At 29.7% G+C, this 13218-nt stretch carries 10 protein-coding genes; 9 read left to right on the top strand and 1 reads right to left on the bottom strand.

The genetic code is table 11. From position 1 onward, the window contains the following. Window positions 1-33: 33 nt before the first annotated feature. The 4 genes from ACY2RW_RS09650 (at window position 34) to ACY2RW_RS09635 (ending at window position 3949) form a co-directional block, all read left to right on the top strand. Window positions 34-1020, top strand: a complete 987-nt coding sequence (locus ACY2RW_RS09650; RefSeq protein ID WP_490122518.1) for a TRAP transporter substrate-binding protein — start codon at window positions 34-36, stop codon at window positions 1018-1020. Beyond that, a complete protein-coding gene (locus ACY2RW_RS09645; RefSeq protein ID WP_490122517.1) occupies window positions 1020-1490 on the top strand; it encodes a TRAP transporter small permease in 471 nt (156 codons plus the stop codon). The genes ACY2RW_RS09650 and ACY2RW_RS09645 overlap by 1 nt, the downstream gene beginning before the upstream one ends. Before the next feature lie 4 nt (window positions 1491-1494). Beyond that, window positions 1495-2793 (top strand): TRAP transporter large permease, encoded by a 1299-nt coding sequence (locus ACY2RW_RS09640; RefSeq protein ID WP_490122516.1) that lies wholly within the window; start codon window positions 1495-1497, stop codon window positions 2791-2793. A gap of 64 nt (window positions 2794-2857) precedes the next feature. Beyond that, complete coding sequence (locus tag ACY2RW_RS09635; RefSeq protein WP_490122515.1) at window positions 2858-3949, top strand: T9SS type A sorting domain-containing protein; 1092 nt, start codon at window positions 2858-2860, stop codon at window positions 3947-3949. 108 nt (window positions 3950-4057) lie between these two features. Here the strand turns inward: ACY2RW_RS09635 and uxaC are convergent, their stop codons facing one another. Beyond that, entirely contained in the window at window positions 4058-5461 is a 1404-nt protein-coding gene (gene uxaC, locus ACY2RW_RS09630; RefSeq protein WP_490122514.1) for a glucuronate isomerase, read from the bottom strand. Window positions 5462-5689: 228 nt separating this feature from the next. On the opposite strand from uxaC, the gene ACY2RW_RS09625 reads away from it, so the two are divergent. The 5 genes from ACY2RW_RS09625 to ACY2RW_RS09605 all read left to right on the top strand — a co-directional run bounded on the left by ACY2RW_RS09625 (window position 5690) and on the right by ACY2RW_RS09605 (window position 13184). Continuing rightward, the gene (locus tag ACY2RW_RS09625) at window positions 5690-7999 is read left to right on the top strand and encodes a chondroitinase-B domain-containing protein (protein WP_490122513.1); all 2310 of its coding nucleotides are present in this window, start codon (window positions 5690-5692) and stop codon (window positions 7997-7999) included. A gap of 1 nt (window position 8000) precedes the next feature. After that, the gene (locus ACY2RW_RS09620; protein ID WP_490122512.1) at window positions 8001-9020 is read left to right on the top strand and encodes a polysaccharide lyase family 7 protein; all 1020 of its coding nucleotides are present in this window, start codon (window positions 8001-8003) and stop codon (window positions 9018-9020) included. Window positions 9021-9219: 199 nt separating this feature from the next. Then, complete coding sequence (locus tag ACY2RW_RS09615) at window positions 9220-10455, top strand: T9SS type A sorting domain-containing protein (RefSeq protein WP_490122511.1); 1236 nt, start codon at window positions 9220-9222, stop codon at window positions 10453-10455. 68 nt (window positions 10456-10523) lie between these two features. Beyond that, entirely contained in the window at window positions 10524-12785 is a 2262-nt protein-coding gene (locus ACY2RW_RS09610; RefSeq protein ID WP_490122510.1) for an alginate lyase family protein, read from the top strand. Window positions 12786-12809: 24 nt separating this feature from the next. After that, on the top strand, window positions 12810-13184 hold the full coding sequence (locus ACY2RW_RS09605; protein ID WP_490122509.1) for a cupin domain-containing protein: 375 nt from the start codon (window positions 12810-12812) through the stop codon (window positions 13182-13184). Window positions 13185-13218: the final 34 nt, after the last annotated feature.

Below are 13218 nucleotides of genomic sequence, written 5' to 3'. Positions count from 1 at the left end.
TATACTAATTGTAAATAATTAAGACATCAATAAATGAAAAAAAATACGCTTTTTTTATCACTTTTTTTTATCATTTTTTCAATAGTACTTATTGGATGCAAATCTAAAAATGAGGTTAAAATTTTACGTTTAGCTCATGCTTTAGATACCAAACATCCTGTGCATGAAGCTATGGTTATTTTAGGCAAAAAACTTAAAGAAAAATCCAATGGAAAATTTATTGTAAATATTTATCCAAGTAGTCAATTAGGAGGAGAAAGAGAATGTTTAGAGTTGTTGCAAATTGGTAGTCTAGATATTACCAAGGTTTCAGCAGCTGTTTTAGAAAATTTTATTCCAGAATACAAGGTGTTTAGTGTACCTTATATGTTTAGAGACAAAGCACATACTTTTAGTGTTTTTGATAGTGAAATTGGTGAAAGTTTATTATTGAAAGGAGAAAAATTTAGATTAAGAGGATTGACTTTTTATGATGCTGGAAGTAGAAGTTTTTATATGAAAGAAAACCCTATTAAATCACCAAATGATTTAATAGGAAAAAAGATTAGAGTGCAAAAAAGTAACATGGCAGTTGCAATGGTAAATGATTTAGGAGGTTCTCCAACACCCATTTCTTGGGGAGAATTATATACAGCTTTACAACAAGGTGTTGTAGATGGTGCAGAAAATAACCCACCAAGTTTTTTTACTTCTAAACATTACGAAGTTTGTAAATTTTATTCTTTAGACGAACATACTTCTGTACCTGACGTTTTATTAATTGGAACTGATACTTGGAAAAGGTTAAGTGCCCAAGAAAAAACTTGGTTAGAAGAATCTGTTGCAGAGAGCACCATAGCACAAAGAAGATTGTGGGCAGCTTCTGAAAAAGCATCTTTAGAAGCCGTTAAAAAAGCAGGTGTTACTGTAATTTATCCAGATAAAACACCATTTGAAACACAAACCAAAGGAATTTTAGAGTTGTTTAAAGATAATGCAGAAATGAAAACTTTAATTTCATCCATTAAAAATAAACAGTAATGAGAGCAAAAATTGATAGTATTTTAGAAAAATTAGTGCTTTTTATATTAGCCTTAATGTTGTTTAGTGTGATTTGGCAAGTATTTTCGAGATTTATTTTGAAAAATCCGAGTACCATAACCGATGAAATTTCGAGCTTTTCTTTAATTTGGCTAGGATTGTTAGGAGCAGCGTATGCAACAGGAAAACATTTGCACTTGGCAATTGATTTAATTCCAGAAAAAGTAGTCGCAAAAAAGCAAAACCTATTTGATGGAATTGTCTATTTATCTACTTTCTTTTTCGCTTTTACAGTAATGGTTATTGGCGGAATTCGTTTATGTCAGTTAAGTTTTCAATTCGGACAAACCTCTGCAACTTTAGAAATTCCTCTTGGATTTATTTATATGGTAGTCCCAATTTCTGGACTCTTAATTTGTTACTATAGTTTGCACACATTTATCAATAATAGAAAATTAAAAAAAGCATAAAATTATGAATTTAGTAGAAGTCCTTATTTTAGTTTGCAGTTTTTTAGTTTTCCTATCTTTAAGAGTACCTATTGCTTATGCCATTGGTTTAGCAGCATTATTTACCTTATTAAGTGCGATGCCTTTTTTGCCATCTGTTACAACTTTGGCACAAAGAATGGCAACTTCGTTAGATAGTTTTACATTATCTGCCATTCCATTTTTTATACTCGCAGGACAAATTATGAATCGTGGAGGAATCGCAGTCCGACTCATAAACTTTGCCAAAGCTATTGTAGGCCCATTGCCTGGAGGTTTGGCTTTTGTTAATATTATTTCTTGTATGCTTTTTGGTGCAATTTCTGGTTCTGCTGTTGCTGCAGCATCAGCCATTGGTGGATTTATGAATCCAATGATGGAAAAAGATGGTTATGATAAATCTTTTAGTGCTGCTGTAAACATTACAAGTGCAACTACAGGTTTAATTATTCCACCAAGTAATGTATTGATTGTGTATTCTTTAGCAAGTGGTGGGGTTTCTATTGCTGCCTTATTTATTGCAGGTTATGTGCCAGGTTTATTAATTGGTTTATCATTAATGATTGTGGCCTTAATCTATTCAATCATCAAAAAATATCCTACAGATAAGCTAGTCAGTTTTAAAGAATTTTTTAAAAGATTTATTGCGGCTTTTCCAAGTTTAATGCTGTTAGTAGTAGTTATTGGAGGTATTGTAGCAGGAATTTTTACAGCAACAGAAGCTTCTGCAATTGCAGTAATTTACACGCTTGTTTTAGGTTTTGTTTACAAAGAAATTTCTATGAAAGATATTTCTCCTATTTTGTTAGAAACTGTAAAAACTTCGGCAATAGTTTTACTCTTAATTGCAACTTCAATTGCGATGTCTTGGGTAATGAGTTATGAAAATATTCCGCAAGAAATTAGTAATACATTATTGGCTATTAGTGATAATCCTATTGTAATTCTAATCATTATTAATTTAATATTATTATTTGTTGGGGTTTTTATGGATATGACTCCTGCAGTATTAATTTTTACTCCCATCTTTTTACCAATTGTAACTAGTTTAGGAATGGATCCAATTCATTTCGGAATTATTATGATTATGAATTTATGTATTGGATTGTGTACACCTCCTGTTGGTTCTGTGCTCTTTGTTGGGTGTAGTGTGGCTAATTTAAAAATTCAGCAAGTAGTAAGGCCACTTCTACCCTTATTTTTAGTGATGATTGTTGTACTTTTGGTAATTACTTATTTTCCAGAATTAACACTTTGGTTACCAAGACAGTTTGATTTGATATAATTAACATTTCATTATATATTTTTAATGTATCTTTGGAAAACCAAATTGGTTAACCAATTTAAGTATGAATAAATATTATTACATTTCTCTTATATGCGTATTCTTTTATACAGCAATTTCGGCTCAAGTTGTTTTAGAAGCAAATGGCGCAGGAAATACGTATGAATTGATAAATTCAGTTTTTGCTAATCCCAATAGAGATGTTGTTGAAGTTCCAGATTGCAATCATTCAGCCTTTGGCAGACACATTACAGAAAGCTTTGACAACCAGTTAGATAAAAATGTATTTCTATTTCATTTGCATGTTTCTCCAGATAATGATCGATGCAAAGTTGGGGTAAATGACAGACAAAGAAATGAAATAAAAACCTATGGTGGATCTCCAGAAAATTTAATTGCAAGAAATGGAGAAACTGTGCAATATAAATGGAAATTTAAACTTTCTGATACTTTTAAGCCTACTTCAAGTTTTACGCATATTCATCAAATAAAATCTGTTGGAGGTCCTTATGCTTCCATTCCAATGATTTCTTTTACATTAAGAAAATCGAATCCAGATAGATTGGAATTAAGACATACTTCTACAACCAACCAAACTACTTTAAAATCGGCAAATTTAGATTTATTTAGAGGCAATTGGGTTTCTGTTGTTGAAACGATAAAGTTTAGCAATTCTGGTAGTTATCATTTAGAAATTAAAAATATAGCTACAGGTCAAGTTATATTAAGTTATGCAGATAATAATAAAGATATGTGGCAAGATGGAGCCGATTTTGCAAGACCAAAATGGGGCATTTATAGAAGCTTAAACAATGCACAAGATTTACAGGATGAAATTGTAAAATTTGCAGATTTTAGTATTGAAGAAAACCCGACTACACTTTCTGTTGATATAGACATAAAAATTTTAAAAGAAAAAGCAGAGAATATTTTGTTATATCCAAACCCCTCATCCAAAGAAGTAGAGTTTAAAAATTCCAATTCAGACAATTACAATGCCATAGAAATGTATGATTATTCTGGACGAAAAATTGACACAAAAAAAAGATTCAAAAATGAAAAGCTAGACGTCTCTCAACTACCTAGTGGCTTGTATTTTATTGTATTTAAAAAAGATACACTTACAACTAAAGTTTTAAAATGTTATGTAAAGTAACTTTGCATACTTTATTATCAACAATAATTAAAAAATCTCACAAACTTAAAACTATGTGATTTAACAGTATAAATTAAGAAATTAACTTTATTAAATTTTTTAAAAAAGTTATTCGAAATTAAAGTAATTTTTAGCATTATAATAACAAATATCACTTACAATTTTTCCAAGGAAATCCATATCATTTGGCAATTCTCCATTGGCTACATCTGTTCCAATAACATTGCATAAAATTCGTCTAAAATACTCATGCCTAGGAAAAGATAAAAAACTTCTAGAATCTGTTAACATACCTACAAAACAACTTAATAAACCTTGGTTAGAAAGTGTGTTAATTTGTTTTTCCATACCATCTTTCTGATCTAGAAACCACCAAGCTGCACCAAATTGAACTTTCCCTTTTATAGTACCATCATTAAAATTACCAACCATAGTTGCAAAAACCTCATTATCTGATGGGTTTAAGTTATAAACAATGGTTTTTGTCAACTCATTTGTACTATCTAAAATATTTAAAAAACCGCTTAAAGCTTCAGCCTGAGAAAAATCTCCAATAGAATCAAATCCAGTATCTGGTCCTAATTTATTTAACAGGCGTTTGTTATTATTTCTAATAGCACCTAAATGTAGTTGCATTGTCCAACCTTTTTTATGGTACATTTTACCTAAAGCAATCATTGTTTTTGCTTTAAAAAAAGCAACTTCATCACAAGTTAAGTTTTGTTGTGATTTTATTTTTTTAAAAAGTTGATTGATATCAAATTTTTCAGTTTCAAAAAAATACAATTGTCCTAAACCATGGTCAGATAATTTACAACCATTTTCATTAAAAAAATTAACTCTGTTTTCTAAAGCAATTAGTAATTCTTCATAATTATTGATGGATACTTGAGTAGCTGTTTCTAATTTTAAGAGATAATTGTTATAATTTTTTACATCTTCTACTGCAAAAGCTTTATCTGGCCTAAAAGTTGGGAAAGTTTTTACTTTAGAAGCATCTTTTTGAATAGCAATATGATGTGTTAAAGAATCTATAGGATCATCTGTAGTGCATAAAGATTCTACATTCATTAATTGTAATAAACCGTTAGCAGAATGTGTTTTTTGCTGTAACATTTTTGAGGTTTTCTCATAAATTTCTTCAGCATTTTTGGGTGATAAGATTTCTTCAATTCCAAAATGGACTTTTAACTCTAAATGCGTCCAATGAAACAATGGATTTCGAATTGTAAAAGGCACTACTTCTGCCCATTTTAAAAATTTTTCTTTATCAGAAGCATTTCCAGTAATGTATTTTTCATCTATGCCAAAAGCACGCATTGCTCGCCATTTGTAATGGTCTCCATGCAACCAAACTTGAGTAATATTTTCAAATTGTCTGTCTGCTGCAATTTCATTGGGTGGTAAGTGATTGTGATAATCTATAATTGGTAGTTTTTTTGCAAAATTATGGTACAGTTCTTTTGCAAAATCATTTTGTAATAAAAATTCTTCTGTTAAAAAAGTCTTCATCTTATATTATAATTCTAAACAATAAAGATAAAAACATTATGGCCATTTAAAGTGCGATTATAGGATATAATAATACCGTTTCTAATAATTTGCAAAGTAAATTCTTATTATTACAATGTAGTTTCTAGAGTTAAAATTTTTTAAATCCAGATTAACTACATATATTTGGTAAACCAAATTGGTAAACCAATTTTTATTTCTATATTTTTTAATATTAAAAGACTATTTATGTTTAAAAATTTCACTTTTATAATCTTCTTATTGTTACTAATTTCCTGTAATGAAAAAGCTGAAAATACAATTTTAGTTAATAATACATCTGCTTTGAAAGAAGCTTTAAAAAATAGTAAAGCCGGAGATAACATTGTATTAAAAAATGGTATTTATAAAGATGTAGCTATAAAATTTGTAGGAGAAGGAACTCTTCAAAACCCAATTACTTTAAAGGCAGAAAATCCAGGAAAAGTATTTATAGAAGGAACTTCTAGCTTAGAAATGAGTGGAAATTATTTAAAAGTAGAAGGTTTATTTTTTAGAAACGGACATTCTCCTAAAAAAAATGTAATTGCCTTTAGAACCAGCCCTAAAGAAGTTGCAAACAATAGCAAAGTTACCAATTGCGTTATTTTAGATTTTAATAATTTAGAGAGAGATCAAGACAATCTTTGGGTACAACTTTATGGCAAACATAACGAATTTAGTAATTGTTATTTAGCAGGAAAAACAAATGGAGGACCAACTCTTAGAGTAGATTTAAAAGGAAATCAAAGTATTAGAAATTACCACAAAATCATAAACAATCATTTTGGACCAAGACCAAGAAAAGGTGGTGCAAGAGGAGAAACAATTCAGTTAGGAAGTAGCTTTACATCAATGTCACCAAGCAATACACTAATTGCAAATAATTTGTTTGAAGAATGTAATGGAGAAGTAGAAATTATATCAAGTAAAACCAATTTTAACATTATTAAAAACAATGTGTTTTACAAAAGTGAAGGATCTGTTGTTACAAGACATGGTAATTATGTTTCTGTTGATGGTAATTATTTTATTGGTGATGGAGAAAACGAAAATTATGGAGGAATTAGAATTATTAATACAGGTCATTGGGTTACAAATAATCTTTTTTACAAAATAAAAGGAAAGAATTTTAGAAGTCCGATTGCTATAATGAATGGAATTCCAAAATCTCCTTTAAACAGATACAATCAAGTAACAGATGTTGTTGTGGCTTACAATACGTTTGTAGATTCAGACTCGCCTTTTCAATTTGGAGTTGGGCAAAATTTAGCACAAAAAGATGTGTTACCAAAATCTGAAATTAGATCTGCAAGACCTTTAAGAACAGAGGTTGTAAATAATGTAATTTATAACTCAACAGGTGATAAAAATCCCATAATTGAACACGATAAAGCAGATGGTGTTACTTTTAAAAGTAATGTTATTGATAATAATGGTGTAGAAATTAAAAATGCTCATGGCCTAATATCAAAAAAACTAACCTTAACTGATATTGGTTCAAATATATCTGTACCTATTACTGGTTTTAGTGATGTAAAACCTTATAGTGGTTTCGATTTTGATATAATTAAAAATGACTTATTGGGAACATCTAGAGAAAAGTCAAATCAAATTGGTGCAATTTTATCCACAGAAAACATAACTATAGATATTTTAGACAAAACAAAATATGGTGCTTCTTGGTATTCTGATGAGAAAATAGAGAGAGAACCTAAAACACATAAAGTTTTAAATGGTGGGGATATTCAAGAAAAAATTGATGCAGCTCAAAATGGAGATATTATAGACTTAGGAATTGGTTTATTTGAAATTAACAAACCATTAGTTATCAAAAAGTCTATTACTATTACAAGTTCTGGAGATGGAAAAGCTAATATAATTTACAATGGAGAAAAAGACACACCATTATTCTCCTTAGAACCTTTTGGGAAACTTAAAATTGAAAGCTTAATTTTAAAAGGAAACAATACCAACTATCTTTTTGCAACATTAAAAAATAATATGTCAAATCACTTTAGATTAAAAGTTAATTATTGTGAAATCAGTAATTTTAATTATGTCTTAAAAGTCTATAAACAAGCATTTGCTGAGGAAATTACATTTGAAGGTTCTTCAATTAGCAATTGTGAAAACGGACTAGAATTATCTGAAGAAACAAATGATAGAGGAGATTACAATACAGAATATTTAACCATAAATGGTTGTAACTTTAAAAGTGTAAATCAAAACGTTATCGATTATTACAGAGGTGGTTATGATGAATCTACTATTGGTGGAAACCTTTTGGTAACTAATTCTACTTTTACAAACTGTGGTGCAAAAGAAAAGAATAAAATATTGCTAAATCATAGAGGAATTGTAAATGTAAATATCAATAACAATACGTTTAAAAATAATAACGTAGAATTTGTTTCTATTTTATGGGGAGCAAAAAATAATATAGAATCAAATAACACTTTTATCAATTCAGGGAATATAAAAACTGAAGAAAATTTGAAACAAAAATTAATGTATTAATATGAAAAAAATCAGTTTTTTTAGTATTGTTTTCCTTACGTTTTTTGCTTGTCAAAAAAGCAGTAAAGCTAAAGTTGATTCAAATAATCAAGATAAAAAAGCGATTAAATATCCAAGTGATGTAATTCCGTTTATGCATAAATGGAAAATTCTTTTGGGTGATGGAACAAAGTCTAATGATTTAGTTGGTTTTCAAAAAGAAGGTTTTTTCTACGTTCAAAATGATGGAGAAACAGATTGGGTAGTATATAAAACACCAAATTCTGGAATCACATCAAAAACATCAAGCAACACCAGAACAGAATTACATCAAAAAAAATACTGGACACCAGAAACTGGAGGTAAATTAACAGGAACCTTAAAAGTAATGCACGTTTCTACAACTGGTAATGCTACTAAAGCTTCTGCATATTCTGTGGTTGTTGGTCAAATTCATAGTGATGAGGGTCATGAAAATGAACCTTTAAAAATTTATTACAAAAAATTTCCAAATCATACAAAAGGTTCTGTTTTTTGGAACTATGAAATTAATACAAAAGGCGATAATATTGGAAGGTTTGATTATTCTACAGCAGTTTGGGGATATGATTTTTCCGTAGTTGGAGATTCAGCAAATTCCTACCCAAAAGAACCAGAAAATGGGATTGCTTTAGGTGAAGAATTTAGTTATGAAGTTAACGTATATAAAGGAATTATGTATTTAACTTTTACAAGTAAAAACCATAAAACTGTAACATTTACAAAAAGTTTAATAAAAACAGAATTTGGAACAAGAGCAGATGTGCCTGAACAAGTAAAAAAAACATATGCTAATAGAGAAAAAGGTGGTGGAGTTGAACGCAAAATAGCTTATGCTGGCGAAATCAATTATTTCAAACAAGGAGCATACAATCAGGCGAATGTTAAAACTGGATCTAAGGTTTATGAAGGTGATATCGCAAAACAATATGCAAATGGAAGTTATGCAGAAGTTTGGTTTAAAAAAGCATCTGTGGGTTCTAGTGCTCTTCAACAAAAATAATAAAGAATAGATATTGTGTAACTTCTGTACAATTTTACCCTCAATTTAAACTATTAAGAGTTTAACAATTAGGTTTTTAAAGTAATTTTAACTTATACTTTGAAAATTGAATTTTATTTGTATATTTGGTTTACCAAATTGGTTTACCAGTTTTAAATAAAAGTTTTAATCTAATTTATTAACTTCTTAAAATCATTTTATGAAAACAACATTACTTTTTAAAAAAAATTCTAAAACACTATTTACATTCTTGGCAGTTTGTTTTTGCATGAACTATACTTGGAGCCAGCAAGTTATTGGAGAGTTTCCAATTATGGATGGAGGATTAGAAAACCAAACAGCTGGTAATTTAAAAAGCCAAGGGTCTTCTGCTAAAGGAACAGCTTCTACAACATGGTCTATTTCAAGTACTGGAGGAACAACTGATGAGAAAATTTTAGATACACCAGCAGATGCAAGAACAGGTAATTTTTCTGCACAAGCACAACTTAATAATGATAAAGACAATGCTCGTCTTCAAACGCCTTCAACAGCATCTCCAAACGCATTAAGTGCAAACACAACTTACACAATTCAATTTTTCTATAAATCTCCAACTGCCTTAGATGATGCTAATTTAAAACCAGGAATTTATTTAAATAATACTTCTAGTGGTAAAACAAAAAACAAAACAGATGCAACTACTTTTGCAGCTAATACTTGGACAAAAGCGTATGCAAAAGTTACAACAGGTGCAGATTTTGACGCTTCCAATTGGGCTGTAGCAAGAATTGGTGGAGATAAAGGTGTAGATAAACCTTTAATTTCTTTTGATGATTTTGTAGTATATGCAGGAGATTATGATAATACTGCTCCAGATGCTGCTTCTGGTGGAACTTACGTAAACAATTCTGGAACTGGAACCATAAGTTGGACTGCACCTGCAACAGGTATAGATGGAGGTGGTTATGTAGTAATTAAATATGCTACAGACCCAAATGCAGACAATGACCCAAACCAAAATGGTATCTATAATGTTGGCAACACCACTACCAATGGAACTGGAAATTTAACAGGGACTGTTGTTTATATTGGCACAAACACATCATTTACAGAAACACACGTTGCAGGAACTTACTATAAGATATATTCTGTTGATAAGGCATTTAACTATTCTAATGAAATAAAAGTGTCTTCAGATTCTACAGCTTCTATAGATGATGTTTTCGCATCTAAAGTTTCACTGTATCCAAATCCAGCAAATCAATTTATAAGCATTTCTTCTACTGTAGAAATTAATAAAGTAGAGATTTACAATTTATTAGGTAAGAAAGTTTTAAGTACCTCAAAATTAAATAATAACAGTTTAAATATTTCTTCTTTATCTAAAGGAGTTTACATGATGAAACTTACAAGTGGAGAATCTATAGCTTCTAAAAGATTAATTAAGAATTAATAAAACATCATATTAAAATAAGAAAGAACTCATTTTTATGGGTTCTTTTTTTTCAAATTTTTAAAATAATGAAGAGTTTTCAAACATTTTTATTGGTTTTAATGATCTTTTTTTCTTGCAATGAGAAAAAAAATTCAACAGTTTCTGGTGATGAAAACCAGCATCCAAATTTAATATTAACTACTAGAAGTGTTTCAGAAATTAAAGAAAAATTAGGTAATATTCCTGTTTTTGATGCAACTTTAAAAGCAACAAAAGAAACAGTAGATGCAGCAATCAAAAAAGGAATAGATGTACCAATTCCAAAAGATATGGCTGGTGGTTACACACATACCCAACACAAAGCTAATTATGCAAACATGCAAAAAGCTGGTGTACTATTTCAGCTTTTAGGAGACGAAAAATATGCCATTTTTATTAGAGATATGTTGTTGGAATATGCAAAAATGTTTCCAACATTACCAAGACACCCTCAAACAAGAAGTTATGCAAGAGGTAAAATTTTCTGGCAGTGTTTAAATGATTCTAATTGGTTGGTTTTTACGAGTCAAGCTTATGATTGTATTTATAATTGGCTGCCAAAAGAACAAACAGACTATTTAAACAAAACATTATTTAGACCTTATGCAGATTTTTTATCCATAGAAACACCACAATATTTTAACAGAGTTCACAACCATTCCACTTGGGGAAATGTGGCTGTAGGTATGATTGGTTTGGTTATGGATGATGAAGAATTGGTAAAAAGAGCTTTGTATGGCTTGAATAAAGAAGACGTAGATTTAACAGCAAAAGACAATGATGGTGGTTTTATTTTTGATAAAGATGGCAAAGCAGGTTTTTTAGCAAATGTAGATTCTCCTTTTTCTCCTGACGGATTTTATACAGAAGGTCCCTACTATCAAAGATATGCCATGTATCCTTTTTTAATTTTTGCAGAAGCACTTCAAAATAAAAAACCAGCATTAAAGATTTTCGAATATAAAAACGGCGTTTTAATAAAAGCAGTAGATGCTTTGTTGAATCTTACTGACGCAGATGGGGAGTTTTTCCCATTAAATGATGGGCAGAAAGGAATGTCTTATTACACATCTTCTCTGGTTTCTGCTGTCGATATTGCATATTATTATGGAAACCAAGACCCAAGATTATTATCAGTAGCAAAAAAACAAGGAGCAGTTCAATTAGATGCAACAGGTTTAAAAGTTGCAATAGCACTAAAAGAAGGAAAAGAAAAGCCATTTGTAAAACAATCTATGGAATTATCTGATGGTTCTAAAGGTGATGAAGGTGGTATAGGAATTTTACGTTATAATAACGAAGAAGAAACTATGGCTTTGGTTTACAAATATGCAGCACAAGGTTTAAGTCATGGTCATTATGACAAGTTATCTTTTTCTATGTATGAAAATGGAGATGAGGTTTTACAAGATTATGGATTGTCTCGTTTTGTAAATGTTGAGCAAAAAAACGGAGGAGGTTATTTAAAAGAGAACAAAACCTTTGCAAAACAAACCATTGCACATAATACAGTTGTACAAAACGAAATTTCTCATTTTGAAAATAAATATAGTAAAGCAAGTAAAAACCATTCAGAAAAATATGTTTTTGATGTTTCTAATCCAAGTTTTCAGATTGTAAGTGCAAAAGAAGAAAATGCTTATGCTGGAACACAGTTTCATAGAACTATGATTATGGTTAAAGATACAAGTTTAACAAAACCATTTATCATCGATATTTTCAAGATTAATGCCGATAAAAAAAATCAATACGATTTACCTTTCTATTATTTCGGACAAATAATTTCTACAACTTTTGATTATAATACTCCAAAAACTTTATCCCCTTTAGGAGATAAATATGGCTATAATCATTTATGGAAAGAAGGTAATGGAATTGCAAACCAAGAAAGCATTCAGTTTACTTGGTTAGATAACAGAAGGTTTTACACAATTACCTCAGCTACAGATAAAAAAGACGAACTTATTATGGCAAGAATTGGTGCAAACGATCCTGAATTTAATTTACGAAGAGATCCATCAATCATCATTAGAAAAAAGAACACTAAAAATACAGTATATGCTACTATTATAGAATCTCATGGAGATTACGACCCTGTAAAAGAGGTTGCCAATAATGCCTACAGTAATTTTTCTAACATAATAGTTTTAAGTGATAATGTTAATTATACTGCAATAAAAATTCAATTTAAAAAAGGAAAAGAAAAAATAGTGATTTTATCTAATAGAAATAATGATAGTAAAAAAGAACACTCAACAACCATTAATGGAAAAACTTTTTCCTGGACAGGTTGTTACTATTACCAATAAATAATCAAAAAAAACATATAAATAATGAAACGATTTAGCGAAAAATACATCATCACAAAAGACATGGAATGGGAAGAACTTGGTGGAGGAGTATCTAGAAAATTCTTGGGTTATGACAATCAAATAATGATGGTGCAAGTAAAATTTGAAGAAGGAGCTTTAGGTTCTCCACATCAACATTTTCATACACAAGCTACCTATTGTGTTTCAGGAAAATTTGAGTTTGAAATAGATGGAGTAAAAAAAATTGTTGAAGCTGGAGATGGCGTTTACATAGAACCTAATTTAATGCACAGTGCAATCTGCCTAGAAGAAGGAATGTTAATTGACACATTTAGTCCTGTAAGAGAAGATTTTTTAAGTGGTAATAAAGTTTCTTATTTTGGAGACAATACTTAAGATACACATTTATTTTAAAAATTATTAAGAAATA

It is taken from the genome of Polaribacter sp. 2305UL8-11 (assembly GCF_058147165.1).
The sequence above is the reverse complement of the archived record's forward strand: the minus strand, read 5'-3'. Positions and strand labels throughout refer to the sequence as shown.

Coding starts and splice junctions, on each gene's coding strand:
- ACY2RW_RS09605 (WP_490122509.1), top strand. CDS start 12,810: ATGAAACGATTTAGCGAAAAATACATCATCACAAAAGACATGGAATGG.
- ACY2RW_RS09620 (WP_490122512.1), top strand. CDS start 8,001: ATGAAAAAAATCAGTTTTTTTAGTATTGTTTTCCTTACGTTTTTTGCT.
- uxaC (WP_490122514.1), bottom strand. CDS start 5,461: ATGAAGACTTTTTTAACAGAAGAATTTTTATTACAAAATGATTTTGCA.
- ACY2RW_RS09640 (WP_490122516.1), top strand. CDS start 1,495: ATGAATTTAGTAGAAGTCCTTATTTTAGTTTGCAGTTTTTTAGTTTTC.
- ACY2RW_RS09650 (WP_490122518.1), top strand. CDS start 34: ATGAAAAAAAATACGCTTTTTTTATCACTTTTTTTTATCATTTTTTCA.
- ACY2RW_RS09615 (WP_490122511.1), top strand. CDS start 9,220: ATGAAAACAACATTACTTTTTAAAAAAAATTCTAAAACACTATTTACA.
- ACY2RW_RS09610 (WP_490122510.1), top strand. CDS start 10,524: ATGAAGAGTTTTCAAACATTTTTATTGGTTTTAATGATCTTTTTTTCT.
- ACY2RW_RS09625 (WP_490122513.1), top strand. CDS start 5,690: ATGTTTAAAAATTTCACTTTTATAATCTTCTTATTGTTACTAATTTCC.
- ACY2RW_RS09645 (WP_490122517.1), top strand. CDS start 1,020: ATGAGAGCAAAAATTGATAGTATTTTAGAAAAATTAGTGCTTTTTATA.
- ACY2RW_RS09635 (WP_490122515.1), top strand. CDS start 2,858: ATGAATAAATATTATTACATTTCTCTTATATGCGTATTCTTTTATACA.